This is a genomic window from Mycoplana dimorpha (assembly GCF_003046475.1).
Taxonomy (GTDB): domain Bacteria; phylum Pseudomonadota; class Alphaproteobacteria; order Rhizobiales; family Rhizobiaceae; genus Mycoplana; species Mycoplana dimorpha.
The window spans coordinates 394,843-420,837 of record NZ_PZZZ01000003.1 but is presented as its reverse complement, the minus strand read 5'-3'; the positions used below and the strand labels follow the sequence as shown (position 1 = coordinate 420,837).

Sequence of the window (25,995 nt, the reverse complement as noted above, 5' to 3'; positions counted from 1 at the left end):
AGCCGGCGCGCCGAACGGCGTCAGCCGATCAACAGCGCGTCGTCATCGAGCGTCTGGCCGCGCATCTTGCGGAACATGGCGATCAGGTCCTCGACCTGCAGCGTCTTGCGGCTGTCGCCGGTGACGTCGAGGACGATCTCGCCGCCGTGCAGCATGACCGTGCGGTGACCGTAGTCGAGCGCCTGCCGCATCGAGTGGGTGACCATCAGCGTCGTCAGCTTGCGTTCCGAGACGATCTTCTGCGTCAGGTTCATGATGAACTCCGCCATGCCGGGATCGAGCGCGGCCGTATGCTCGTCGAGCAGCAGCACGTCGGACCCGGCAAGCGTCGCCATCACCAGCGACACCGCCTGGCGCTGCCCGCCGGAAAGCAGGTCCATGCGGTCGCGCATCCGGTTCTCGAGCCCGAGGTTCAGCTCGGCGATCCGCTCGCGGAACAGGGCACGCCGCCCGGCGCCGAGCGCCGGCGACAGGCCGCGCCGCTCGCCGCGGCGGCCCGCCAGCGCCAGGTTTTCCTCGATCGACAGCGCGCCGCAGCTGCCGGCGAGCGGATCCTGGAACACCCGCGCCACCCGGCCGGCCCGTGCCGCAGTGCCCTGCCGGGTGACGTCGGCGGTGCCGATCTTCACCTGGCCCTCGGTCGCGATGACGTCGCCGGCGAGAACGCCGAGCAGCGTCGACTTGCCGGCGCCGTTCGAGCCGATGACGGTGACGAACTGGCCTTCCTCGATCGTCAGGCTGACGCCGTTCAGCGCCTGCTTCTGCAGCGGCGTACCCTTGCCAAAGACGACCTTGATATCGGAAACGGAAATCATCAGGCGGCTCCTCCGCGGCGCAGCCGCGGCAGCACCAGCGCCACGGTGACGAGCACGGCCGTCACGAGGTTGAGGTCGGACGCCTTCAGGCCGAGCACGTCGGACGACAGCGCAAGCTGGATGGCGATACGGTAGATGATCGAGCCGAGCACGCAGCCGATCAGCGCGATCAGGATGCCGCGCGCGCCGAACAGCGTCTCGCCGATGATGACGGCGGCAAGGCCGACGACGATCGTGCCGACGCCGGAGGTGACGTCGGCAAAGCCGTTGGTCTGCGCGAACAGCGCCCCGCCGAAAGCAACCAATGCGTTGGAAAGCGCGATACCGAGATAGATCTGCCGGTTGGTGTCGACACCCTGCGCCCGGGCCATGCGGGCATTGGCGCCGGTCGCCCGCATCGACAGGCCCGCATCGCTCTCGAGGAAGCGCCACACCAGAAACAGCGCGACGATCACCAGCACGCCGATGAAGAGCGGCCGAACGTAGAAATCGCGCAGGCCCAGCCCGAAGAACGGGCTGAGCATGGTGTCGGCATTGATCAGCGCGACGTTCGGCTTGCCCATGACCCGCAGGTTGACCGAGAACAGCGCGATCATCGTCAGGATCGACGCCAAGAGGTTGAGGATGCGGAAGCGGACGTTCAGCATCGCCGTGACGAGGCCGGCGCCGGCGCCGGCCACCATGGCCACCGCTGCGGCCAGCCAGGGATTGACGCCGGCGATGATCAGCACGGCCGTGACGGCGGCGCCGAGCGGAAACGACCCGTCGACGGTCAGGTCCGGAAAGTCCAGCACGCGGAAGGCAAGGTAGACGCCGATCGCCACGAAGGCATAGACCAGCCCCAGTTCGACGGCACCCCAAAAGGCAATCAGGCTCACGGCTCTTGGCTTTCTCTTCTTGCCCGTTCCGCGGTCTTCACGGGAGGGGCCGTTCTAACGGATCAACCGCCGCCGGGCGATCCGGCAGCGGTTGATTCCTGATTTCAGTTTTCCGGCGAACCGGTATTATTCGATCACGCGGGTGGCGCGACCGACGACCGATTCCGGCAGCGTGACGCCCATCTTGGCGGCCGCGCCCTTGTTGACGACGAGGTCGGTGCCGGCGGCTACCTTCACCGGAATGTCGCCCGGGTTCTCGCCCTTCAGGATGCGCACGACGATTTCGCCCGTCTGCTTGCCCACGTCCTTGTAGTTGAAGCCGAGGGCCGCAATGGCGCCGCGCGAGACGGAATCGGTGTCGGCGGTGAAGAGCGGGAGCTTGGCTTCTTCCGCGACGGCGACGGCACCTTCCAGCGCGGAGACGATGGTGTTGTCGGTCGGAATGTACATCGCATCGGCGCGGCCAACGAGCGCACGGGCGGCGCCCTGCACTTCGGCCGACTTCGTGGCGGCGGATTCGACGACGGTCAGGCCAACCTTTTCGGCCTCGGCCTTGAGAACGGCGAGCAGCGAGACGGAGTTCGCCTCGCCGGAATTGTACAGGTAGCCGACGGTCTTCGCCTCAGGCAGGATTTCCTTGATCAGCGCCAGGTGATCGGCGACCGGCGACATGTCGGAAAGGCCGGTGACGTTGCCGCCCGGCTTGTCCATGTCCTTGACCAGCTGTGCGCCGAGCGGGTCGGAGACGGCCGTGAAGACGACCGGAATATCCTTCGTCGCGGAAACCACGGCCTGCGCCGAGGGGGTGGAGATCGGCACGATCACGTTCGGGCCTTCGCCGGCGAACTGGCGGGCGATCTGTGCGGCCGTCGCGGGATTGCCCTGCGCCGACTCGTAGAGGAACTTCAGGTTCTCGCCTTCCTTGTAGCCGGCCGCTTCCAGCGTTTCCTTGACGCCATCACGAACGGCGTCAAGCGCCGGATGTTCGACGATGGCAGTCACGGCAACCGTGACGTCCTCGGCCTTGGCGGGCAGCGCCAGCGCGAGCGTTGCAGCGGCGGCGAGCAGAAGTGAGCGCATGAATTATCCTCCCAGAATGAATTGCGGCCAGCTTCTAGGCAAAACGGCCGTGCAAATCAATTCTTGGATCGCACTTGTTCAATCACACTTTCTCATGGGACGGCGACATCGGTGGTCTGTCGAGACCTCGCCGAGGCGCTCAGTCATCCTCGCCATGGCCGGCGATCATCATCGCTTCATAGGCCATGCGGTCGACCTTGCGCATCCGCTCCGATTCCGATTTCAGCTGGCCGCAGGCGGCAAGGATGTCACGGCCGCGCGGCGTGCGGATCGGCGAGGCGTAGCCCGCCTGGTTGATGAAATCGGCAAACTTCTCGATCTGCTCCCAGTCCGAACACTGATAGTTCGTGCCCGGCCAGGGATTGAAGGGGATCAGGTTGATCTTCGCGGGAATGCCCTTCAGCAGCTTCACCAAGAGCTTGGCGTCCTCGAGGCTGTCGTTGACGTCCTTCAGCATCACGTATTCGAAGGTGATGCGCCGGGCGTTCGACAGGCTCGGATAGGCGCGGCAGGCGTCGAGCAGGTCCTTCAGCGGATACTTCTTGTTGATCGGCACCAGCATGTCGCGCAACTCGTCGCGCACCGCATGCAGCGAGATCGCCAGCATCACGCCGATCTCCTCGCCGGTGCGGTAGATCTCCGGCACGACGCCGGAGGTCGACAGCGTGACGCGCCGCTTCGACAGCGACAGCCCGTCGCCGTCGGTGGCGATCAGCAGTGCCTGCTTGACGTTCTCGAAATTGTAGAGCGGCTCGCCCATGCCCATCATGACGATGTTGGAGACCTTGCGGCCATCGCTCGGCACGATGGCGCCCGCGGGCGTCTCGCGGTCAGGGAAGTCGCCAAGCCGGTCGCGCGCCAGCAGCAACTGCGCAAGGATCTCTTCGGCGGTCAGATTGCGCACCAGCTTCTGCGTGCCGGTGTGGCAGAAGGAGCAGGTGAGCGTACAGCCGACCTGGCTGGAGATGCAGAGCGTACCGCGACCTTCCTCGGGAATGTAGACGGTCTCGACCTCGACGGGACGGCCAGCGCCGCGCGGGGGAAAGCGCAGCAGCCACTTGCGCGTGCCGTCGTTCGAGACCTGCTCCTCGACGATTTCGGGCCGGGCGATCGCGAAATGCTGCTTGAGCATCTCGCGCATGTCCTTCGACACGTTCAGCATGTGGTCGAAATCGGAGACGCCGCGCACGTAGAGCCAGTGCCAGAGCTGGCTGACCCGCATCTTCACCTGCCGCTCGGAAACGCCCTTTTCGACGAGCGCCTTGCCCATCTCATCGCGCGAAAGGCCGATCAGCGACGGCTTCTCGGCCGCCGGCTTGCGGGCAGGCCCGCGCGTCGCAGGTTCCGCCCCGTTCAGGAAATCCAAGGTCGCCATCTATAGTCCCGTTGCGGCAGCCCGGCCGTAAGCCCTCGGGTAAACCGCCTATCGTTCGTGAAGTCTTCGGAGCCCGACGGCGCAATCAACAGTGCGCGGCTCCTCTCGCTTGCGGGCGCATTAGCATCCTTCGGCCGCAAAGTCACCTGTGGCAAAATTGGAGGCGGCGGGCCGGACAGGCAAGGTTTGCAACGAAAAAAGGCCGATCCTCCGACCGGCCTTTGCAGAACTGGCTGGTGCAGCAGGCCTATTTGCAGCCTTCGATCTGCTTCAAAGCTGCCGAAATGCCGGAAAGCGAATAGGAATAGGTGGTGCCGGTTCCGCGGCGCGAGGTGGCCTGCACCGACATGTCCTTGCCCGACTTCATCGCGGCGACCAGCGCCGGCTCCTCGGCGGCATTCTCGACCCAGGCCGAGTTGCCCTTCGTGAACATGACGAAGGTGCGGCCGTCCACGACGACGTTGACCTTGGAGTTCTCCTTCAGCGGATAACCCATCATTGCCTGCGGCTCGTAGGAGATGTTCTGGCCGGGGCGCTGGGAGACCAGGAAGAAGATGTCGCCGTGGTCGACACTCGACGGCGCCTTTTCCTTCGGAATGGACAGGACGTAGCAAACCTTGCCGCCGGTCGCCTGGTAGGAATAGGCGCCCCAGGCGTTGAACTGCTGGATCCGGGTCGGAGACTGCGCCGATGCAACGCTGGCAGTCGCCAGAACGAGGGTGAGTGCGGTCGCGAATTTTCTTACAAACATGATTCCCTGCCGGTTGTCTTGCCGTCGTCGCCGTGACCGGACGGCTCGCATGATCACGATTTGAATTAATTTGGCTTAATTCTGGTTACCAAATCGTCAACAGGCGCTCATTTTATCGAGCCGGCGGTTACTATGAATCCTGCGGCATTGCAAATTTGCCGGCAGGATCGCAGGCGCGATCGCTTGAACGCCGATGAAAAGCCCTTCCCATCGCGAGGCGTTAGTCGACAAAGATTCAGGCAAGAGTTTGACGCGGTGCACGAGCGATCCGCCACCGCCACACAGGCAAGGAAGCCGCCCCAGCGCCTTCAGCCCGCCTCCCCGGCTCCGTCCGAAAGCGCCCGATCGGCGGACTGGTAATGTTCGCCGCGGATGTGGCCGCGGATCGCCGCGAAGGCGGCCGTCAGCACGGCGATGTCATCGGTGAAGCCGATCCCGACCAGCATGTCGGGCACGGCATCGAACGGCAGCACGAAATAGGCGAGCGCGGCGAGCAGGATGCCGCGCACCCGCGTCGGCGTCGTGGGATCGAGAGCGCAATAGTAGGCGGCGACGAGATCGCGGCTGAACGGAACCTGGCGGAAGGCCCGCTTGAACACCGGCCAAAAGCGCTTCTCCACCTTCTGGCGCCGGCGTTCCTGCTCGGGCTCCTCGCCCGGCAGCAGGATCTCTCCGATCTTCACATCGTCCATGCGACTACTCCCTTGCGCGGTCGCGTCCTAAACCACGCTCAACATATGGGACAGCACTGCGGCGCAAGCAAGACGCCTCAATGCGCCCGCGCCGCCTTCTCCATCGCCTCGGCCAGGCGGAAATCGAGCGCGGTGACGCCGCCGGCGGAATGCGTCGTCAGCCGCACGTCCACGCGGTTGTAGACATTGAACCATTCGGGGTGATGATTGAGCCGCTCGGCCGCCTGCGCCGCCTCCGTCATGAACGCAAAGGCTTCGGCGAAGCCCTTGAACTTGAACGACTTGGCAATGGCCAGCTCTTCGTCCTCGAGCGTCCAGCCGTCGAGCATCGCGAGGCTGGAGGTGATTGCTTCCTTGCCGAGCTTCTCATGCTTCATCAATAATCTCCTCCGTGCGGGGTCAGCCTGGCGCATGCCTCCCGGAAGGGTCCACGGCTGCGCGAAAATGCATGCAAACGATCGAGAACGTGTTCGGCATCTGCATTAGCAGATAGTTTGCCGTCGCTTATCGTCAAGGAGCGCCCCGTGGTCCCGAATTCTGTCCTGTTCGTCTGCCTCGGCAACATCTGCCGCTCGCCGCTGGCGGAGGGAATTTTCCGCCATCTGATGTCACAGGGTGCACGCGCCGATGCTTGCCTTATCGATTCGGCCGGGACCGGCGGCTGGCACGTCGGCAATCCCCCGGATGAGCGGGCCATCGAGGTCGCCGCCCGCCACGGCGTCGACCTCGATGGCTGAAGGCGCGCAGGGTCGCCGATGCGGACTTCACGCGTTTCGACCTCATCCTGGCGCTCGATCGCAGCAACCTGCAGGCGTTGCAGGAACGCGCGCCCTTCCCTTGCCGCGCCAGGCTCGAACTCTTTTCCGCCCACGCCTCCGGCACGGTGGAGGACGTCCCCGATCCGTATTGCGGTGGCTTGGCCGAGTTCGAGGCGGTCTACCGGATGCTTTACCGCGGATGCGCGCTCATGGCGGGCGTCTCGATGGACGGCCCGGCCTCGAACAGCGGGAAGACCTCCTCGATCACGTAGGGGCCGCCGCCGACCGATTCCTTGGAGGACATCAGCACGAAGCGGTTGACGGTGAATGGCGAGGAGAAGAAATCTCCGCGCCCCGACAGATACCGGGCCACGTCCTCCGGCCGGACGTTCCGCAGCCTGGCGAGCGTCACATGCGGGGTGAACTTGCGGGGATCGGCCGGCAGGCCGAGACGCTGGCAGATGCGTTCGATCTCCGCCTGCAGCGCATACATCTCCGGCTCCGGCGAGACGCCGGCATAGACCGAATGCGGCTTCCTCGAGCCAAACGAACCGACGCCGGACAGGCTGAGCTGGAATTCCGGCCGCTCGATGCGGTCAAGCTTCTCGACCACCTCGTCGGCCGTGCGGCCATCGACGTCGCCGATGAACCGCAGCGTGATGTGGAAATTCTCGACGTCGATCCAGCGCGCTCCCTGGAGACCGCCGCGGAGCAGAGACAGGCTCATTGCGGCATTGCGCGGCACTTCGAGGGCGACGAATAATCTCGGCATGGCGAGCTCCCCGAATCTGTGATCGTACGATCAGCGGATCACGCATTGGCCCCAGGCGCAACTCTTATTTCGCAACCGCGAAAACGGCTCACTCCGTTTCCCCCAGCCTTTTCACGAAGGCCTCGGCCGTAGGCAGAATCCGCTCGACCATCACGCCGACGCCCTTGCCGTTCGGATGCATGCCGTCGTCGAGCTGCAGGTCCGCATTGGTGACGACCCCGTCGAGGAAGAACGGGTACAGCGGCACGCCGTGTTTCTTGGCAATCCGTTCGTAAATGCTGTTGAACCGGGCGCTGTACTCCTCACCCATGTTCGGAGGAGCGAGAATGCCAACCAGCAGCACCGCGATGCCCCGGCTCTTGAGCCCCGAAACCATGCGGTCCAGGTTTTGTTCCGTTTCCTCCGGCGCAACGCCCCGCAACGCATCGTTGGCGCCGAGTTCGAGGATCACCCCCTTCGTGCCGTCCGGCACCGACCAGTCGATGCGTGCCAGCCCGCCGGAGGTCGTGTCGCCGGACACCCCGGCATTGGCGATCGTGACGTCCAGCCCCCTGGCTCTCAGCGCCGTCTCCAGTTGCACCGGAAAAGCCTCCTCGGCCGGAAGCTGGTAGCCCGCCATAAGGCTGTCGCCGAAGCCGACCAGCGCGATCGGCTGCGCCGCCGCTGGGCGCGACAGACCGCAGACCGCAACGACGATGGCGATGAAAATTCCGTGAGCGGCTTTAAACGACATGATGGTGATCCTAAGTTGCTGACGCGTCCGCCCCGGCGGCAGCGCGAGACGATGAGATGGGCACGCGCGTCGGGACATCGGCGTCGAAACGGTCCATGCCGATCCGGCGATCGGCGTAGATATAGGATAGATTCTCGTGGGCGAAACCATCATCGAACTCAAAAAGGCGGACCTGACCCTCGGATCCGGCGCGGCTTCGGTCCACGTGCTGAAGCAGGTGGACCTGTCGATCGAGGCCGGGGAGTCCGTCGGCATCGTCGGCCCTTCCGGCTCCGGCAAGTCGACGCTGCTGATGGTCATGGCCGGCCTCGAGCGGCTCGACCGCGGCGAGATCCACATTGCCGGCGCGGCCCTGCACCGGATGAGCGAGGACCAGGTGGCCGATTTCCGCGGCCGCAACGTCGGCATCGTCTTCCAGTCCTTCCACCTCATCCCGAACATGACGGCGCTCGAAAACGTCGCCGTGCCGCTGGAGCTTGCCAATGTGCGCGACGCGTTTGCGATCGCCCGGCGCGAGCTTGAGGCGGTCGGGCTCGGCGAGCGCCTGTCGCATCACCCCGGCCAGCTTTCCGGCGGCGAGCAGCAGCGCGTCGCCATCGCCCGCGCCCTTGCCCCCCAACCCCGGCTTTTGATCGCCGACGAGCCGACGGGCAATCTTGATGCCGACACCGGCCGGCAGATCTCCGATCTTCTTTTTGCCGAACAGGCCCGCCGCGGCATGACGCTCGTCCTCGTCACCCACGACGCGGCGCTCGCCGCACGCTGCCGCCGGCAGGTGCACATGCGCTCGGGCGAGATCGCCGGCGAGGCGGAACCCGCCGCTTCGACACCCGGAAAACGGGTGCCGGCATGACCGGCGCACCGGGATCGCGCGCCTTCCTTCCGCTTGCCCTGCGTCTGGCCCTGCGCGAGATGCGCGGCGGCCTGCGTGGTTTCTACATATTCCTTGCCTGCATCGCGCTCGGAACGGCCGCGATCGCCGGCGTCAACTCGGTCTCGAGCGCCATCAGCAGCTCGATCGCCACGCAGGGGCAGTCGCTGCTTGCCGGCGATCTGCGCTTCCAGTTGCGGAACCGGGTCGCGGCCGATGCCGAGCGCGCCTATTTCGACACGCTCGGCACGGTCTCCGTCTCCTCCGGCCTGCGCTCGATGGCACGCCTGCCCGACGGCTCCGACCAGGCATTGGTCGAACTCAAGGCGGTCGACGGCGCCTACCCGCTCTACGGCACCGTCCAGACCTCGCCACAGCGTCCCCTTGCCGACCTCCTGGGGCGCGACGGCGACACGTTCGGCGCGCTTGCCGCACCGCTGCTGTTGGAACGGCTCGGCGTGCGGGTCGGCGACGAGCTCCTACTCGGCAAGGCCCGTGTCCGCATCACGGCGATGCTCGATCGCGAACCGGACTCGCTTTCCGACGGTTTCGGGCTGGCGCCGCGGCTGATGATCTCGGAGGCAGCTTTGGCGGCGAGCGGACTGGTGCAGACCGGAAGCCTCGTCGAGCACGCCTACAAGATCCGCCTTGAAGACCCTGCCGCAACCAACCTGGCGAATATCCGCCGGCAGTCGGAAAAGCAGTTCCCGTCCGCCGGCTGGTCGGTGCGCACGAGCGACAACGCCACCCCCTCGCTGACCACGAATCTCACCCGCTTCTCGCAGTTCTTGACGCTGGTCGGCCTAACGGCACTGATCGTCGGCGGCGTCGGCGTCGCCAATGCGGTGCGCGCCTATCTCGATTCCAAGCGCGGCGTGATCGCCACCTTCAAGTGCCTCGGCGCACCGGCCCGGCTGATCTCCGTCATCTACCTCGTCCAGATCATGCTCATCGCAGCGATCGGGATCGTGCTCGGCCTCGTGCTCGGCGCGCTCATCCCGGTGGTGGCGATGCGCTTCCTTGAGGGCGTTTTGCCGGTCCCCTCCGCAATCGCACTCTACCCGGCAGCACTTGCGCTCGCCGCCGCCTTTGGCCTGATCACCGCACTTGCCTTCGCCATCATGCCGCTCGGCCACGCCCGCGAGGTGCCGGCGACGGCGCTGTTCCGCGAACAGGGTTTCGAGCGCAGCCGCCTGCCGGCCTGGCCCTATGTCGCCGGCGCGGGCCTTTTCCTCGCCGCGCTTGCCGGACTTGCGATCTGGACCGCCTATGACCGCTACATCGCGCTGGTCTTCCTGGGATCGATCGCCTTCGCCTTCGTCGTGCTGCGGGCCGTCGCCTTCCTGCTGACGGTCCTTGCCCGACGGGCGCCGCGCGTGCATTCGCCGGCGCTGCGGCTGGCGATCGGCAACATCCACCGTCCGGGGGCGCTGACGCCATCCGTGGTGCTCTCGCTGGGGCTCGGGCTGGCGCTGCTGGTGACGCTGGCGCTGATCGACGGCAATCTGCGCCGCGAACTGACCGGCAGCCTGCCGGAGCGCGCGCCGAATTTCTTCTTCATCGACATCCAGCGCGCCGACCTCGACGGGTTCCGCGCCGTGCTGAAGGAGAACATGCCGGCCGGCAAGATCATCGAGGTGCCGATGCTGCGCGGCCGTATCACCGCCTTCAACGGCGAGGACGTGTCGCGCCGCAACGTACCGCCCTCCGGTCGCTGGGTGCTGCAGGGCGACCGCGGCATCACCTACGCGAAGAACGTGCCGGAGAACTCGACGCTTGCTGCGGGCGAATGGTGGCCGGCCGACTATGCCGGTGAGCCGCTGGTGTCATTCTCGGCCGAGGAGGCCGGCGAGCTCGGCCTGAAGATCGGCGACACCGTCACCGTCAACGTGCTCGGCCGCAACATCACCGCCCGGATCGCCAACCTGCGCAATGTCGAATGGGAATCGCTGTCGATCAACTTCGTGATGGTGTTTTCGCCGAACACCTTCGCCGGCGCGCCGCACGCCTGGCTCGCCACGATGATCGATCCCGGCGCGACCCCGGAACAGGAGGCGAAGACGCTGCGCGCCGTCACCGACGCCTATCCGACCATCACCAGCGTGCGCGTCAAGGACGCACTCGACATCGTCAACGACCTGATGGGGCAACTGGCGACGGCGGTGCGCGCCGCCGCCGCCGTGGCACTGATCGCCTCGGTGCTGGTGCTTGCCGGCGCACTCGCCGCCGGCAATCGCGCCCGCACCCATGACGCGGTCGTGCTCAAGACGCTCGGGGCAACGCGTGCCACGCTGATCCGCGCCTTCAGCTACGAATACATGATGCTCGGGGTGGCGACCGCCGTCTTCGCGCTGTTGTCAGGCGGCGTCGCCGCCTGGTTCGTCGTCAGCCGGATCATGACGCTGCCGTCGCGATTCCTCCCGGATGTCGCCGTGGCGACGGTGATCATTGCCCTGCTGATGACCGTCGGCATCGGCCTGGCCGGAACCTGGCGCGTGCTGGGGCAGAAGGCAGCACCCGTTCTGCGCGAATTGTGATGGATGAATATCTATCGAGCAGCGACATTTCTGGGCGTTGCAACTCGCGCGAAATTGATCGCCTCTCGCGCATTGCCACTTGTACTTGGTTTGCTTCGCCATCATATTTGCCGGAGGCATGCTGAGCCCCGCAGCGGCGCCTGGGTGATTGCTGCGGCTGGAAAAGCCGGAGGGCCCGCAAGGAACCTCGGTCCGAGACGGACCGGATGCGATACCCGACACCGGAGAGATCTACGGGGCTTTTGAGAGGATAAAATGGCTGATTTCCGCAACTACCAGACCCGGGTGACGACCGGCACGCAAGCCGGCGCCGTCGTCGACGAAGGTCTTCGCGCCTATATGCTCAAGGTCTACAACCTGATGGCACTCGGGCTGGCGATCACCGGTCTCGTCGCGTTCTTCGCCTCGCAGGCGGCGTTCTCGGGCGGCCAGCTGACCGCATTCGGTCAGGCGATCTATGTAAGCCCGCTGAAGTGGGTGGTGATCCTGGCTCCCCTGGCGCTGGTGTTCTTCCTGAGCTTCCGCATCCACACGATGAGCGTCTCCGCCGCGCAGACGACGTTCTGGGTCTATGCCGGCCTGATGGGCCTGTCTCTGTCGTCGATCTTCCTGATCTATACCGGTGCCAGCATCGTCCAGACGTTCTTCGTCTCGGCCGCGGCCTTCGGCGGGCTGTCGCTCTACGGCTACACCACAAAGCGTGACCTCTCGGCCATGGGCTCGTTCATGGTGATGGGCCTGTTCGGCCTGATCATCGCCTCGCTGGTCAACATCTTCCTGCAGTCTTCGGCGCTCGACTTTGCGATCTCCGCGATCGGCGTTCTGGTCTTTGCCGGCCTGACCGCCTGGGACACGCAGAAGATCAAGGAAATGTACTACGAGGCCGACGAGGTCGCCGTGGCCGGTCGCAAGGCGATCATGGGCGCGCTGACGCTGTACCTCGACTTCGTCAACCTGTTCCTGTTCCTGCTGCGTTTCCTCGGAAACCGCAACGACTAACGAAATATCCGCCCAAGGGCAGGATGGACGACAACGACCCCGCCGATAACGGCGGGGTTTTCGTTTGTGCTCTCGGCATTTCGCCGAAATGGTCGGATCTGCCGGCGAACGGCCGCTCATGGCTTGATCATTGTGACGGATTGTGCATATTTGTGCACGATCATGCATGATTGAGGGAATCGATGTCGATCAGCGAACTGCTTCTCGGCGAGCGGCACAGGCTCATCCAAGACCGGATCGGCCGCGATGGCCGGGTCATTTCGGCCGAGCTCGCGGCCGAACTGGGCGTTTCGGAGGACACGATCCGCCGCGATCTGCGCGAGATGGCCGCCGCCGGCCTGTGCCGGCGCGTCTACGGCGGTGCACTGCCACTAGGCCCCGCCCCGTCGTTCAGCCAACGGGTCACCGCCGACGTGGAGCGCAAGACGGCGTTGGCCCACGCCACCGTTTCGCTCGTAGCCCCTGGCATGACCGTCTTTCTCGACGCCGGCAGCACCAATCTGTCGATCGCCCGGGCCATGCCGCCGGACAGGAGCCTGACGATCGCGACAAACGCCCCGGCCATCGCCGCCGCCCTCATCGACACGCCCGGCATCGACGTCATCCAGATCGGCGGCCCGATCGACAGGAAGACGGGTGCGGCGACCGGCGCCAAGGCGTTGCGCGATGCCGAGGCGCTGCGGCCGGATCTCTGCATCCTTGGCGTCTGCGGCCTGCACCCCGACGCCGGCGTCACCGCCGACAGCTTCGAGGAGGCCGAATTCAAGCGCTTTGTGGCGCAGCGCAGCCGCGCCGTATCGATCGCCGTCACCAACGACAAGCTCGGCATGGCGGCGCCCTATGCGGTGATCGGGCCCGCAGCGTTGAGCCACGCCGTGTTCGAGGCCGATGCGGACGAGCAGGAGGTCGCCGATTGCGCCGCCGCCGGCATCCGCGTCACCCGCGCCGATCCCCCTGCCACACGCGGGACCGGACACCAGAAGAACATCGGGTCGAACTGACTTAGAAGGGCCGGCCGCCCAGATCGCCTTTACAACGTTTGGATTTGAAATGAGCACGCAAGAGACCACGGCCTCGAGAACAAGATCGGCCTACTTTCCGGCCACCCGCATTGCCGTGTCCGGCCTGTTCCTGTTGAACGGCATCTTCATCGGCGCCTGGGCAACGAAGATCCCCGAATTCGCAAGCCGCCTTTCCTTGAGCGAATCCCAGCTTGGCCTGATGATCGTCTGCTTCGGCGTCGGCTCGCTGGTGCTGATGCCGATCGCCGGCATCCTGATCGCCCGCTTCGGCAGCGCGTGGACCGTGAAGGCGGCAGCGACCGCCTTCCTGCCGACCTTGCTTCTGCTGTCGCTTGCACCGAACATCTGGATCAGCGCCGTCTTCATCTTCCTCTTCGGCGGCCTGGCCGGCGCCATGGACGTCTCCATGAATGCCAATGCAGTCGAGGTGGAGAAATCGATGCGGCGGGCGATCATGTCCTCCTGCCACGCCTTCTGGAGCCTTGGCGCCTTCCTCGGCGCCACCACCGGCGGCTTCCTGATCGAAACGATCGGCGGGCTCGGGCAGGCGGCCGTGGTGACCGGAGTGGCGCTGGCCGGCCTTGCCGCCGTCTGGACCTCGGTCCTGGCCGACAAGCCGCACGTGGCAGAAGCCCACCGGAAGGCGCGGCTGCCGCTGTCGCCGCTGCCCTGGCTGATCGGCATCATGGCGCTGTTCAGCATGGTTCCGGAAGGGGCGATCCTCGACTGGAGCGCGCTCTATGTGCGCGACGAACTCGGCGCGTCGCTGGCGCTGTCCGGCCTCGCCTTCGGCGCCTTCTCCGGCACCATGGCCGTCATGCGCTTTGCCGGCGACCATATCCGCGACCGCTTCGGTGCCGTGAAGACGCTGCGCGTTTCCACTATCTTTGCCATCGTCGGCATGGCGCTCGCCGGCTTCGCGCCGAACGCCTATGTGGCGATGGCGGGCTTTGCCATCTGCGGCATCGGCATCGCCAACATGGTGCCGATCGCTTTTTCGGCCGCCGGCAACCTTCCAGGCTTTGCGCAAGGGGTGGCCCTTTCGGTGACGACGGTGATGGGCTATTCCGGCTCCCTCTTCGCACCCTCCTCGATCGGCTTCATCGCCGAGCACACGGGCTTTGCCTGGGTGTTCTCGATGCTGCCGCTGCTGTTGGTTGTGGTGCTGCTGCTTTCCAGGCACGCCGTGCATGCCGATGTACGACAGACGCATTGAGGACAAGGCCGGCCGGACCGCCTGCGCCGTCGGCGTTGCCTCCTGTGCCGCCGCGGCGGTTGACAAGCCGCGTTTCCTGTTCCACCTGATGGACGATCAACCGCCGGCAAACTGTCACATTCCGGCGCTAAGACGCCGCCTTCATTTCCGCCGAGACGAGGCCCGCATGTCCTTCTCCTTCGATTTCGAACCCAAGCCGCGCCGCCGCTCCGTCGGCGTCGACGTCGGCGGCGTGCTGGTCGGCGGCGGGGCGCCGGTGGTCGTGCAGTCGATGACCAACACCGATACGGCCGATATCGACGCGACGGTCGCGCAGGTGGCCGCCCTGTTCCGCGCCGGTTCGGAGATCGTGCGCATCACAGTCGACCGCGACGAGAGTGCTGCCGCCGTGCCGAAGATTCGCGAGCGGCTGCTGCGTCTCGGCATGGACGTGCCGCTCGTCGGCGACTTCCACTACATCGGCCACAAGCTGCTCGCCGACCACCCGGCCTGCGCCGAGGCGCTCGCCAAGTACCGCATCAATCCCGGCAATGTCGGCTTCAAGGACAAGAAGGACCGGCAGTTCGGCGCGATCATCGAGACGGCGATCCGCCACGACAAGCCGGTGCGCATCGGCGTCAACTGGGGCTCGCTCGACCAGGAACTGCTGACCCGGCTGATGGACGAGAACCAGGAGAAGGGCTTTCCGCTCACCGCCCAGCAGGTGATGCGCGAGGCGATCTGCCAGTCGGCGCTTCTCTCCGCCGAGCTTGCCGAGGAAATCGGCCTGCCGCGCAACAAGATCATCCTGTCGGCCAAGGTCAGCAACGTGCAGGACCTGATCGCCGTCTATGCCATGCTGTCGGCCCGCTCAGACCATGCCCTGCATCTCGGCCTCACCGAGGCCGGCATGGGCACCAAAGGCATCGTCGCCTCGTCAGCCTCGCTCGGCATCCTGATGCAGCAGGGCATCGGCGACACCATCCGCATCTCGCTCACCCCCGAGCCCGGCGGCGACCGCACCCGCGAGGTGCAGGTGGCGCAGGAACTGCTGCAGGTCATGGGTTTCCGCCAGTTCGTGCCCGTCGTCGCCGCCTGCCCCGGCTGCGGCCGCACCACCTCGACCGTGTTCCAGGAGCTCGCCCAGAAGATCCAGGACGACATCCGCAAGAACATGCCGGTCTGGCGGGAGAAGTATCCGGGCGTCGAAGCGCTGAAGGTCGCCGTCATGGGCTGCATCGTCAACGGCCCGGGCGAGAGCAAGCACGCCGACATCGGCATCTCGCTGCCCGGCACCGGCGAACTGCCGGCCGCCCCCGTCTATATCGACGGCAAGAAGGCGATGACGCTGCGCGGCGCCAACATCGCCGGCGAGTTCGAGGCGCTGGTCGCCGACTATATCGAGAAGCGGTTTGGCGCCGGGCAGGCGGCGGCGGAGTAGCTGGTCGCCTCGCTGCGGGCAGCCGCATACGGTGGGGACTGATCGGGCGAACGCCGCAGGGTAGCCCCTCCCCGACTGAACCGCCCCAGCGCCTTTAGCGAGACCCTCGCCGGCGCGTGAGCGCTCAGACGATCTCCTCGAGTGCCGCGATCAGCCGGTCGCACTCTTCGGGCGTGCCGATCGTAATGCGCAAAAAGTCCGAGATGCGCGGCTTGGCGAAGTGGCGCACCAGCACGGCGCGCTCGCGCAGAGCTTTTGCCAGATCCGCGCCGCTGTGGCCGGGATGGCGGGCGAAGACGAAGTTCGCCTGCGACGGCAGCACCTCGAAGCCGCGCTGGCGCAGCGCGCCGGTGACCCGCTCGCGCGATTCCATCACCTTCCTGCGCGTCTCGTCAAACCAGGCGACGTCCTCGATCGCCGCCGTGGCACCTGCCTGCGCCACACGATCGAGCGGATAGGAATTGAAGCTGTCCTTCACCCGCTCCAACGCGTCGATCAGCGGCCGCTGGCCGACCGCATAGCCGACGCGGAGGCCGGCGAGCGAGCGCGACTTCGAGAGCGTGTGCACGACGAGCAGGTTGTCGTATTTGCGCGTCAGCGGGATCGCGCTCTCGCCGCCGAAATCGATATAGGCCTCGTCGATCACCACCGGCTGGTCCGGGTGCTCGGCGACGATCGCCTCGATGGCCGACAGCGGCAGGCCGATCCCCGTCGGTGCGTTCGGGTTCGGCAGGATGATCGCCCCGCAATCGCGCCGGTAGTCGGCGACGTCGATCGTATAGTCGTCTCTCAGCGGCACCTCGACGGCCTCGATGCCGAACAGCCCGCAATAGGTCGGGTAGAAGCTGTAGGTGATGTCCGGGTAGAGCAGCGGCCTGTCGTGCTTCAGCAGTGCGGCAAAGGCGTGCGCCAGCACCTCGTCCGAGCCGTTGCCGACAAACACCTCGTCCGGCGCAACGCCATAGGTCTTCGCGATCGCTTCCCGCAAGTGAAGCGCCGACGGATCGGGGTAGAGCTTCAGGCTGTCGGCTACCGCTGCCTGCATCGCGGCGATCGCCTTCGGCGAGGGGCCGTAGGGATTCTCGTTGGTGTTCAGCTTGACGAGATTGGCGATGCGCGGCTGCTCGCCGGCCACATAGGGCTTCAGCGTCGCGACGACTGGCGACCAGAACTTGCTCATGCGATCAGCTCCTGCGGTTGGCGATGAAGCGGGCGGCCTCGACAAGTATGGCGGAGCGTTCGCCGAACGGCGCAAGCAGGGCTTGGGCCTCGTCCACCAGTTCGCCCAGCCGCCTTTCGGCCCATTCCTGGCCCTTGAGCGCGACGAGCGTGCCCTTGCCGCGCGCCGCATCCTTGCCGGTGGCCTTGCCCATGGTCTCGGCATCCGCCGTCAGGTCGAGCAGGTCGTCGGCGAGCTGGAAGGCAAGACCCACGGTCTCGCCGTAACGCCTGAGCCGTGCGCGCGTGGCGCCGTCGGCATCGGCGATGATCGCGCCTGCCTCGCAGGCGAAGCGGATCAGCGCACCCGTCTTCATCGCCTGCAGCGTCACGATGCCCGCCTCGTCGGGCGCCATTTTCTCGGCGGCGAGGTCCAGCGCCTGCCCGCCCGCCATGCCGCCGATGCCGGCGGCGCGCGCCAGCGACAGGACCAGCTCGGTCTTGATCCGGTCGGAAAGCGCGGTCTCGGGCGCGGCGATCGTCTCGAAGGCGAGCGTCAGCAGGCTGTCGCCGGCGAGTATCGCCGCCGCCTCGTCAAAGGCGACATGCACGGTCGGCTGGCCGCGGCGCAGGTCGTCGTCATCCATCGCCGGCAGATCGTCGTGGACCAGCGAGTAGCAGTGGACGCATTCGAGCGCCGCACCGATCCGCAGCGCCGCCGGCGCGAAGGCGTCGCCAAACAGCGCCGCCGATTCGATCACGAGGAACGGCCGCAGCCGCTTGCCGCCATTGAGCACGCCGTGCCGGATGGCAGCCAGCAGGCGCTCCGGCCGCGCGATCTCGCCGGCACGGACTTCGCCCGACAGCAGGCCGGCGAGCGCGGCCTCGACGTTCTCTGCGTTCGACTTCAGGCGCTTCCTGAAAAGGGGGGATTGGCTGGTCATGCGGGCTCTTTGGCATGAGGCGGCCCGATAGGCAACGGCGAAGGTCGAACAGCCGCATCGGCTGCGGCAAAGTTTCGGTGCAACCACTGGCAAATCGGGCGTCATGACGGTATGTAACCGCAGAACGGCGAGAGGACGCCCTTGGAGATCGCACCGGAACCACGCGCAGAGGCGGAACTCGATGCCAGGCAGCTGGACGCCGGTGAATCCGACACGGGCGAGGACAAGGGCTTGACCCGCCGCCTGCGGCGCGGCTGGAGGAAGACGGCGTTGGTGCTGGTCTCGCTGCTGGCCCTGCCGTACCTGCTGATTCCAGTCTACGCCCTCGGCTTCGTCCGTCCGGTCTCGACCCTGATGCTCGCCGATCTCGCGACCCTGCGGGGCTATGACCGCCAATGGGTGAACTTCGAGGATATCGCGCCGGTGCTCGTGCAATCGGTGATGATGTCGGAGGACGGCCAGTTCTGCCGCCACGGCGGCGTCGATTGGGCCGAGATGCGGGGCGTCGTCAACGATGCGCTCGACGGTGAACCGACGCGCGGCGCCAGCACGATCCCGATGCAGACGGTCAAGAACCTCTATCTCTGGAACGGCCGCTCCTTCGTGCGCAAGGCGCTGGAACTGCCGCTTGCCGTCGCCGCCGATCTCGTCTGGAGCAAGCGGCGGACGATGGAAATCTACCTCAACATCGCCGAATGGGGGCCCGGCATCTACGGCATCGAGGCCGCCGCCCGGCATCATTTCGACGTCCCCGCCAGCAAGCTGTCGCGGCGCCAGGCCGCGCTGCTCGCCGTTTCGCTGCCCAACCCGATCGACCGCAACGCCGGCAAGCCGGGGCGCGGGCTCAAACGGCTCGCCACTGTCATCGAACGCCGCGCCAGCCGGTCCGGCGAATACATCAGATGCCTTTATGATTGAGTTCAGGCCTTTTCATTGGCACTGATCGGGCAGGGGTTCTAGACTCAGGCCGAAGACAAACGGGAGCCGCAATGTCCGACCTCATTCTCTATATCGGCAACAAGAATTACTCGTCGTGGTCGTTCCGCCCCTGGATTGCGATGCGAGCGGCGGGAATTCCGTTTTCGGACCGGGTGATCCCCTTCGATTTCGCCGCAGGCAATCCGGCCTTCAAGGAACTCTCCCCGACCGGCCGCGTCCCGGTGCTGCATCACGGCAAGGTGCGGGTGTGGGAGTCGCTTGCCATCATCGAATACGTTGCCGAGCTCTACCCTGACGCCGGTATCTGGCCGGCCGATCGGGCGGCACGGGCGGTGGCACGCTCCGTCTCGATGGAAATGCTCGCCGGCTTTCACGCGCTGCGCGGCGCCTGCCCGATGAACATCCGCCGGCCACAGCGGGCGATCGACCTGCCCGACGGTGTCCTGAACGACGTCGCCCGCATCGAGGCGATCTGGCGCGACGCGCTGGAGCGTTCGGGCGGCCCCTTCCTGTTCGGCGCCTTCTCGGCCGCCGATGCGATGTTCGCGCCCGTCGTCAACCGCTTCCACGTCTATGAGCTCACCCGCAACCCGACCTCACTGGCCTACATGGACCGCGTCATGGCGCAGCCGGCCTGGAAGGACTGGGAAACGGCCGCCCGCGCCGAGCCCTGGATCGTTCCGGAAGACGAGGCCTAACATAAGGCCGGAGCGCCGACGTCCCCGGTTGATGCAGCGCAATCGCGACTGGCCTGGCGGGGCAGGGTGAGCGCATGAGGTCGCCGGGGCGGACGAACGCCCGGCAGCGGCGCGAAAAAATCGGCGCGGGGACTGGTCAAGCGGCTAATTGCCATGTATAAGCCCGCCAAATTTCCGAGATAGATGCATGTCTTTTTCGGCCATTTGGGTGGCCTGGGACGTGTTTGCCCGTTCAGTGGAGTAGTGAAATGGCTGTACCGAAAAGAAAAACGAGCCCGTCCAAGCGCGGCATGCGCCGCTCCGCCGACGCCCTCAAGGCTCCGAGCTACATCGAAGACAAGAACTCCGGCGAACTGCGCCGCCCGCACCACATCGACCTGAAGACCGGCATGTATCGCGGCCGCCAGGTGCTGACGCCGAAGGAAAGCGCATAACGCTTTCGGTACATAAATTGCAAAAGGGCCGGCATTGACCGGCCCTTTTCTTTTGCGCGAACGGCCAAGCAGAAGGCTTGGAACCCCGGAGCTCAACTCAGGTTGTCGAGCTTCGACTGCAGGGCGCGAAGCTGTTCCTTCAGCTCGTCGAGGTCCTTGGCCTCGGCCTTCTTCGTCTCCTTCGGCGGCGGCGCGCTCATGAAGGGCGAGAACATCTGCATCGCCTGGTGGAACATTTCGGTGTTGCGCCGCACCTGCTCCTCGACCAGCTGCATCGGCATCTGCAGGTTCTTGCCGAGCGGCGTGTCGCCGAAGGCCTTGTTGATCTGCTCGCGCATCTGCGCCTGCTGCGCGGTGAAGGCCTGCATCGAGTGTTCGAGATAGCTCGGCACCACCATCTGCATCTGGTCGCCATAGAAGCTGATCAGCTGGCGCAGGAAGGAGATCGGCAGGAGCGTGTTGCCGGTCTTGGATTCCTGTTCGAAGATGATCTGGGTCAGGACGGAGTGCGTGATGTCCTCGCCGGACTTGGCGTCCTGGACGACGAAGTCCTCCCCCTTCTTCACCATTTCCGCCAGGTCGTCGAGCGTCACGTAGGTGCTCGTGCCGGTATTGTAGAGACGCCGGTTGGCGTATTTCTTGATCGTGATCTGACCGTCGGTCTTGGCCATCTGGGCCTCCTCAATCCCCGCGTCCCGTGGCTTGCTGCTCGCAGCGAGTATCCGCAAAAATAAAGGTGTGACAATCCAATTGTGCGTTGCGGCGGGAAAATGCTGCGCAACAAGCCTTCCGCGCGACTGCGGCGGTTCAGGGCGGCCGACCGGGCGGAGACAAGCCGTTTGACTCTCCCCCGAAGCTTTGTCAGTTTTGCTTTGAGGCGGTTGCCCCGGCAATCGTGTGGAGATTCTTGGACCGGGCGCAACCGTCCGCCGGACGGTTTGGCGATCCCGGACCGACAAGCGAGGAAGAACGCTTATGAGCACCCCGTCCATCGTCATTGCAAGCGCGGCCAGGACCGCAGTCGGCTCCTTCAATGGCGCCTTCGCCAACACGCCGGCCCATGAACTGGGTGCGGCGGCGATCTCCGCCGCGCTCGAGCGCGCCGGCGTTGCAGCTGAGGACGTCGACGAAGTGATCCTCGGCCAGGTCCTGCCGGCCGGCGAAGGCCAGAATCCCGCCCGACAGGCGGCGATGAAGGCCGGCGTGCCGCAGGAGAAGACCGCCTGGGGCATGAACCAGCTCTGCGGCTCCGGCTTGCGCGCCGTCGCCCTCGGCATGCAGCAGATCGCCACCGGCGATGCGCGCATCGTCGTCGCCGGCGGCATGGAGTCGATGTCGATGGCGCCGCACTGCGCGCACCTGCGCGGCGGCGTCAAGATGGGCGACTTCAAGATGATCGATACGATGATCAAGGACGGCCTGACCGATGCCTTCTATGGCTACCACATGGGCATCACCGCCGAGAACGTCGCCCGGCAGTGGCAGCTGTCGCGCGAGGAACAGGATGCCTTCGCCGTCGCCTCGCAGAACAAGGCCGAGGCCGCCCAGAAGGCGGGACGCTTCAAGGACGAGATCGTTCCCTTCACCATCAAGGGCCGCAAGGGCGACGTCGTCGTCGACGCCGATGAATATATCCGCCACGGCGCCACACTGGACGCGATGACCAAGCTGCGGCCGGCCTTCGACAAGGACGGCACGGTGACGGCCGCCAATGCTTCGGGCATCAACGACGGCGCGGCGGCGGCGCTGCTGATGAGCGAAGCCGAGGCGTCGCGCCGCGGCATCCAGCCGCTTGCCCGCATCGTCTCCTGGGCGACCGCCGGCGTCGATCCGCAGATCATGGGCACCGGCCCGATTCCCGCCTCGCGCAAGGCGCTGGAGAAGGCCGGCTGGAAGATCGGCGACCTCGACCTCGTCGAGGCCAACGAGGCCTTTGCCGCACAGGCCTGCGCCGTCAACAAGGACCTCGGCTGGGATCCGTCGATCGTCAACGTCAACGGCGGCGCCATCGCCATCGGCCATCCGATCGGCGCATCCGGCGCGCGCGTCCTCAACACGCTGCTGTTCGAGATGAAGCGCCGCGGCGCCTCCAAGGGCCTGGCGACGCTGTGCATCGGCGGCGGCATGGGTGTCGCCATGTGCGTCGAGCGGATGTAGGCCGCACGCACCACAAGCGTCGCCCGTCGACCGTCGCATTCAAAGCGTGGCGCTTTGCGCCGCGCTTTCCCAACGAGATCAACATCAGGGGGGAGTGCAGACATGAGCAGGACAGCTTTGGTCACGGGCGGCACGCGCGGCATCGGCGCAGCGATTTCGACAGCGCTCAGGGACGCCGGCTACAAGGTGGCCGCCAACTATGCCGGCAACGACGAGGCCGCCGACGCCTTCAAGGCGCAAACCGGCATCGCGGTCTTCAAGTGGGACGTCTCCAGCTATGAAGCCTGCGCTGAGGGGATCGCCAGGGTGGAAGCGGACGTCGGGCCGATCGAGGTGCTGGTCAACAATGCCGGCATCACCCGCGACGCGATGTTCCACAAGATGACGCCGCAGCAGTGGGGCGAGGTGATCAACACCAATCTCACCGGCCTCTTCAACATGACCCATCCGGTCTGGACCGGCATGCGCGACCGCAGTTTTGGCCGCATCATCAACATTTCCTCGATCAACGGCCAGAAGGGGCAGATGGGCCAGGTCAACTATTCCGCTGCCAAGGCCGGCGACCTCGGCTTCACCAAGGCGCTCGCCCAGGAGGGGGCTGCCAAGGGCATCACCGTCAACGCCATCTGTCCCGGCTATATCGGCACGGAAATGGTCCGCGCCGTGCCCGAAAAGGTGCTGAACGAGCGCATCATTCCGCAGATTCCGGTCGGCCGGCTGGGCGAACCCGAGGAGATCGCCCGCTGCGTGGTGTTCCTGGCCTCTGACGATGCCGGCTTCATCACCGGTTCGACGATCTCCGCCAATGGCGGCCAGTTCTTCGTCTGAGCCCGGTCAAATCACCCTGTGGCGGCGATGGTGCCTCCACGGCCGCTTGCCGGCATGGCCCGGCGCGATCGAAACCTGCTGGCGCGCCGCGATTGATTCTGGAGCGCAGCGGCGTTATGAACGCTCTGTCCCGTGGTGATTTGGCCGGCCGGCTTGCAGCCACGTAAAAGAAGTCGCTAAAGGGCCGCGAGAAGAAAACTCTCCCGTGGACCGGTCGCGACGCAATCGCCGCCGGTTTTTTTGTTTCTGATCGAGTGAGCCATGCCCATCAAGATTCCCGACACGCTGCCCGCCTTCGAGACCCTCGTCGACGAGGGCGTGCGGGTGATGACCGAGACGGCGGCGGTGCGCCAGGACATCCGCCCCCTGCAGATCGGGCTCCTCAACCTCATGCCCAACAAGATCAAGACCGAGATCCAGATGGCGCGCCTGATCGGCGCAACGCCGCTGCAGGTGGAACTGTCGCTGGTGCGCATCGGCGGCCACAAGCCGAAGAACACGCCGGAAGAACATCTGCTCGCCTTCTACGACACCTGGGAGGACATCAGGCACCGCAAGTTCGACGGCTTCGTCATCACCGGCGCGCCGATCGAGACGCTCGACTACGAGGACGTCACCTACTGGGACGAGATGCAGCGGATCTTCGACTGGACCGTGACCAACGTCCACTCGACGCTGAACGTCTGCTGGGGGGCGATGGCGGCGATCTACCATTTTCACGGCGTGCCGAAGTATACTCTGAACGAGAAGGCGTTCGGCGTCTTCCGCCATCACAACCGCAATCCCTCCTCGGTGTTCCTCAACGGCTTTTCCGACGATTTCCAGATCCCCGTCTCGCGCTGGACCGAGGTGCGCGCCGAGGACATCCGCAAGCACCCGGGCCTCGAAATCCTGATGGAATCGGACGAGACCGGCGTCTGTTTCGTGCAGGAAAAGGCCGGCAAGCGGCTCTATGTCTTCAACCACGTCGAATACGATTCGACCTCGCTCGCCGACGAGTATTTCCGTGACGTCGACGCCGGCGTGCCGATCAACATGCCGAAGAACTATTTTCCCCACAACGATCCCGCCAACGCCCCCTTGAACCGCTGGCGCAGCCATGCACATCTGCTGTTCGGCAACTGGATCAACGAGATGTACCAGTCGACGCCGTATGATCTGGAGAAGATCGGTTCGGAGGAATGAATTGATGGCAGGTCTCGAAATCAGGCCACTGACGGCAGCCGACGAAGCGGAGTGGCGGCGCCTGTGGACCGCCTACCTCGCCTTCTACGAGACCGTGCTGCCCGAGGAGGTGTTCCGCTCGACCTTCGCCCGCCTGACCGGCGAGGGCGCCAACGAGTTTTCCGGCCTGCTGGCCCTGGTCGACGGCAAGCCCGTCGGCCTCACCCACTACCTGTTCCATCGCTCCTGCTGGGCCATCAACAATGTCTGCTACCTGCAGGATCTCTATGCGGACCCGGAGGTCCGCGGCACCGGCATCGGCCGGGCGCTGATCGAGGCGGTCCACGCGCGGGCGGCCGAAGCCGGAGCGCCCAAGGTCTATTGGCTGACGCAGGAGTTCAACGCCACCGCACGCCGCCTATACGACCGGGTGGCGGTGAAGACGCCGTTCATCGTCTACCAGAAGAACGTCTGACCCGCGCGCGGGCGCCGTCGACGCCTTCGTTCGGCCGGTGTCGTCCGCCGGTCACTTCGGCGCAACCGAAAAATATGATTTTTCAGTTGCGCTGGCCCGCAGTCTTGCCGCAGTCTGCCGCATGGGAAACATGCGGAGGGTCGCGCGGTGGGTGCTGGAATTGAGCTGTTCGGCCAACTGCCTTCCGGCGAGCCGGTCCACCGCATCTCGATTTCCGGCAGCGGGCTGACGGCACGGGTGATCACCTGGGGTGCGGTGATCCAGGACCTGCGGCTCGAAGGCCACCGTCCGCCGCTTGTGCTGGGCCTTGCCACCCTGCCCGATTACATCGCTTATTCGCCCTATTTCGGCGCCACGCCCGGCCGCAACGCCAACCGCATCGGCGGCGGACGGTTCACGGTCGACGGCACGGCCTACCAGCTGGAATGCAACGAGAACGGCGTCACGCACCTGCACGGCGGCAGCGACGGCCTCGCCAGGCGCAACTGGTCGGTCGTCGAGCAATCCGACAGCCACGTCGTCCTCAGGATCGTCGATCCCGCCGGCCGTGCCGGCTATCCGGGCAACTGCACGATCACCTGCACCTACCGGCTCGCCGGAGCGGGAACATTGTCGGTGCTCTACGAGGCGACGACGGACGCGCCGACCATCGCCAATCTCTGCCAGCACAGCTACTTCAACCTGGACGGCGAAGCCGATGCGCTCGGGCACGACATCACCATCGCCGCCGAGCATTACCTGCCGGTCGACGAGCGGCTGATCCCGACCGGGGAGATCCGGCCGGTCGCCGGCACGCCTTTCGACCTGCGCACCACGACGCCGATGCGGCGCCAGTTGGAGGCGGGCGGCGTGGCCTTCGACCACAACTTCTGCCTCTCGCCGCAGCGGCGGGGCAAAACGCCGGTCGCACGGGCGCACAGCCCCATCTCGGGCGTGTCGATGGAGGTGCACACCACCGAGCCGGGCGTGCAGCTCTACACCGGCAGCAAGATCGACGTGCCCGTGGCCGGTCTCGACGGCCGGCGCTACGGCCCGTTCGCCGGCTTCTGCCTTGAAACCCAGATCTGGCCCGACGCGGTCAACCATGCCGGCTTTCCGGCTGCCGTGCTGCGTCCTGGCGAAACACTGAGACAGGAGACGGATTACGTCTTTGCGAGAAGCTGACCGCGGGAGCATCGGCTTGGCACTAAAAATCTGGCCCACCGCACTGCGGGCGCAGCAGAAGGGGGAGGCTGCTTCTCACAAGGACTGAAACAGGGCGACAGCGAATGGGAATGTC

Annotated in this window: 26 protein-coding genes, 1 pseudogene and 1 riboswitch; of the genes and pseudogenes, 15 read left to right on the top strand and 12 right to left on the bottom strand. The window is 65.7% G+C overall.

The window, feature by feature from the left end; all coding sequences use genetic code 11:
* Positions 1-20 precede the first annotated feature (20 nt).
* From C7449_RS08865 to C7449_RS08835, 7 genes are all read right to left on the bottom strand, one after another.
* Positions 21-815: an ABC transporter ATP-binding protein gene (locus C7449_RS08865; RefSeq protein WP_108002421.1), complete on the bottom strand. Its 795-nt coding sequence runs from the start codon at positions 813-815 to the stop codon at positions 21-23.
* Positions 815-1,693, bottom strand: coding sequence for an ABC transporter permease (locus C7449_RS08860; RefSeq protein ID WP_108002420.1), 879 nt, complete (start codon positions 1,691-1,693; stop codon positions 815-817). The genes C7449_RS08865 and C7449_RS08860 overlap by 1 nt, the downstream gene beginning before the upstream one ends.
* Positions 1,694-1,819: 126 nt before the next feature.
* Positions 1,820-2,773, bottom strand: a complete 954-nt coding sequence (locus C7449_RS08855; protein WP_108002419.1) for an ABC transporter substrate-binding protein — start codon at positions 2,771-2,773, stop codon at positions 1,820-1,822.
* A gap of 139 nt (positions 2,774-2,912) precedes the next feature.
* Positions 2,913-4,148, bottom strand: coding sequence for a 23S rRNA (adenine(2503)-C(2))-methyltransferase RlmN (rlmN, locus tag C7449_RS08850; RefSeq protein WP_108002418.1), 1,236 nt, complete (start codon positions 4,146-4,148; stop codon positions 2,913-2,915).
* A gap of 247 nt (positions 4,149-4,395) precedes the next feature.
* Positions 4,396-4,899 carry an invasion associated locus B family protein gene (locus C7449_RS08845; RefSeq protein WP_108002417.1) on the bottom strand — a complete coding sequence of 168 codons (504 nt, stop codon included), beginning with the start codon at positions 4,897-4,899 and terminating at the stop codon, positions 4,396-4,398.
* Between the two features lie 308 nt (positions 4,900-5,207).
* Positions 5,208-5,591: a YkvA family protein gene (locus tag C7449_RS08840; protein ID WP_108002416.1), complete on the bottom strand. Its 384-nt coding sequence runs from the start codon at positions 5,589-5,591 to the stop codon at positions 5,208-5,210.
* Positions 5,592-5,668: 77 nt separating this feature from the next.
* On the bottom strand, positions 5,669-5,968 hold the full coding sequence (locus C7449_RS08835) for a 4a-hydroxytetrahydrobiopterin dehydratase (protein ID WP_108002415.1): 300 nt from the start codon (positions 5,966-5,968) through the stop codon (positions 5,669-5,671).
* Between the two features lie 147 nt (positions 5,969-6,115).
* Between C7449_RS08835 and C7449_RS22450 the strand changes: the two are divergent.
* Positions 6,116-6,621, top strand: a pseudogene (locus C7449_RS22450) (low molecular weight protein-tyrosine-phosphatase).
* Here the strand turns inward: C7449_RS22450 and thpR are convergent.
* On the bottom strand, positions 6,540-7,121 hold the full coding sequence (gene thpR / locus C7449_RS08825; protein WP_108002414.1) for an RNA 2',3'-cyclic phosphodiesterase: 582 nt from the start codon (positions 7,119-7,121) through the stop codon (positions 6,540-6,542). The pseudogene C7449_RS22450 and the gene thpR overlap by 82 nt on opposite strands.
* Positions 7,122-7,209: 88 nt before the next feature.
* Positions 7,210-7,854, bottom strand: coding sequence for an arylesterase (locus tag C7449_RS08820; protein WP_108002413.1), 645 nt, complete (start codon positions 7,852-7,854; stop codon positions 7,210-7,212).
* Positions 7,855-7,990: 136 nt separating this feature from the next.
* Here C7449_RS08820 and C7449_RS08815 point away from each other — a divergent pair, with 136 nt between their 5' ends.
* The 6 genes from C7449_RS08815 to ispG all read left to right on the top strand — a co-directional run bounded on the left by C7449_RS08815 (position 7,991) and on the right by ispG (position 15,919).
* Entirely contained in the window at positions 7,991-8,707 is a 717-nt protein-coding gene (locus C7449_RS08815; RefSeq protein ID WP_108002412.1) for an ABC transporter ATP-binding protein, read from the top strand.
* The gene (locus C7449_RS08810; protein WP_108002411.1) at positions 8,704-11,262 is read left to right on the top strand and encodes an ABC transporter permease; all 2,559 of its coding nucleotides are present in this window, start codon (positions 8,704-8,706) and stop codon (positions 11,260-11,262) included. The genes C7449_RS08815 and C7449_RS08810 overlap by 4 nt, the downstream gene beginning before the upstream one ends.
* Positions 11,263-11,517: 255 nt before the next feature.
* Positions 11,518-12,261, top strand: coding sequence for a Bax inhibitor-1/YccA family protein (locus C7449_RS08805; protein WP_108002410.1), 744 nt, complete (start codon positions 11,518-11,520; stop codon positions 12,259-12,261).
* Between the two features lie 182 nt (positions 12,262-12,443).
* Positions 12,444-13,262, top strand: coding sequence for a DeoR/GlpR family DNA-binding transcription regulator (locus C7449_RS08800; RefSeq protein ID WP_108002409.1), 819 nt, complete (start codon positions 12,444-12,446; stop codon positions 13,260-13,262).
* Between the two features lie 49 nt (positions 13,263-13,311).
* On the top strand, positions 13,312-14,499 hold the full coding sequence (locus tag C7449_RS08795) for an MFS transporter (RefSeq protein ID WP_108002408.1): 1,188 nt from the start codon (positions 13,312-13,314) through the stop codon (positions 14,497-14,499).
* 166 nt (positions 14,500-14,665) lie between these two features.
* On the top strand, positions 14,666-15,919 hold the full coding sequence (gene ispG / locus C7449_RS08790) for a flavodoxin-dependent (E)-4-hydroxy-3-methylbut-2-enyl-diphosphate synthase (protein WP_108002677.1): 1,254 nt from the start codon (positions 14,666-14,668) through the stop codon (positions 15,917-15,919).
* Positions 15,920-16,043: 124 nt separating this feature from the next.
* Here the strand turns inward: ispG and hisC are convergent, their stop codons facing one another.
* Together hisC and C7449_RS08780 are read right to left on the bottom strand one after the other, a co-directional pair.
* Entirely contained in the window at positions 16,044-17,099 is a 1,056-nt protein-coding gene (hisC, locus tag C7449_RS08785; protein ID WP_108002407.1) for a histidinol-phosphate transaminase, read from the bottom strand.
* A 4-nt stretch (positions 17,100-17,103) separates the two neighbouring features.
* Positions 17,104-18,021, bottom strand: coding sequence for a polyprenyl synthetase family protein (locus C7449_RS08780; RefSeq protein WP_108002406.1), 918 nt, complete (start codon positions 18,019-18,021; stop codon positions 17,104-17,106).
* A gap of 231 nt (positions 18,022-18,252) precedes the next feature.
* Between C7449_RS08780 and C7449_RS08775 the strand changes: the two genes are divergently transcribed.
* The 3 genes from C7449_RS08775 to rpmF all read left to right on the top strand — a co-directional run bounded on the left by C7449_RS08775 (position 18,253) and on the right by rpmF (position 20,092).
* Entirely contained in the window at positions 18,253-18,939 is a 687-nt protein-coding gene (locus tag C7449_RS08775; protein WP_245414346.1) for a biosynthetic peptidoglycan transglycosylase, read from the top strand.
* Positions 18,940-19,010: 71 nt separating this feature from the next.
* Positions 19,011-19,658 (top strand): glutathione S-transferase family protein, encoded by a 648-nt coding sequence (locus C7449_RS08770; protein ID WP_108002404.1) that lies wholly within the window; start codon positions 19,011-19,013, stop codon positions 19,656-19,658.
* Positions 19,659-19,906: 248 nt separating this feature from the next.
* A complete protein-coding gene (gene rpmF / locus C7449_RS08765) occupies positions 19,907-20,092 on the top strand; it encodes a 50S ribosomal protein L32 (RefSeq protein ID WP_097137963.1) in 186 nt (61 codons plus the stop codon).
* A 92-nt stretch (positions 20,093-20,184) separates the two neighbouring features.
* Here the strand turns inward: rpmF and phaR are convergent, their stop codons facing one another.
* Positions 20,185-20,763, bottom strand: a complete 579-nt coding sequence (gene phaR / locus C7449_RS08760) for a polyhydroxyalkanoate synthesis repressor PhaR (protein ID WP_108002403.1) — start codon at positions 20,761-20,763, stop codon at positions 20,185-20,187.
* Between the two features lie 304 nt (positions 20,764-21,067).
* Here phaR and C7449_RS08755 point away from each other — a divergent pair, with 304 nt between their 5' ends.
* The 5 genes from C7449_RS08755 (at position 21,068) to C7449_RS08735 (ending at position 25,880) form a co-directional block, all read left to right on the top strand.
* Complete coding sequence (locus tag C7449_RS08755; RefSeq protein WP_108002402.1) at positions 21,068-22,249, top strand: acetyl-CoA C-acetyltransferase; 1,182 nt, start codon at positions 21,068-21,070, stop codon at positions 22,247-22,249.
* A 102-nt stretch (positions 22,250-22,351) separates the two neighbouring features.
* Entirely contained in the window at positions 22,352-23,077 is a 726-nt protein-coding gene (phbB, locus tag C7449_RS08750) for a beta-ketoacyl-ACP reductase (protein ID WP_108002401.1), read from the top strand.
* Between the two features lie 122 nt (positions 23,078-23,199).
* Positions 23,200-23,277: riboswitch (SAM riboswitch) on the top strand.
* A 61-nt stretch (positions 23,278-23,338) separates the two neighbouring features.
* A complete protein-coding gene (metA, locus tag C7449_RS08745; protein WP_108002400.1) occupies positions 23,339-24,262 on the top strand; it encodes a homoserine O-acetyltransferase MetA in 924 nt (307 codons plus the stop codon).
* Between the two features lie 4 nt (positions 24,263-24,266).
* The gene (locus C7449_RS08740) at positions 24,267-24,716 is read left to right on the top strand and encodes a GNAT family N-acetyltransferase (protein ID WP_245414331.1); all 450 of its coding nucleotides are present in this window, start codon (positions 24,267-24,269) and stop codon (positions 24,714-24,716) included.
* Between the two features lie 147 nt (positions 24,717-24,863).
* Positions 24,864-25,880, top strand: a complete 1,017-nt coding sequence (locus tag C7449_RS08735) for an aldose epimerase family protein (RefSeq protein ID WP_108002398.1) — start codon at positions 24,864-24,866, stop codon at positions 25,878-25,880.
* Positions 25,881-25,995 lie beyond the last annotated feature (115 nt).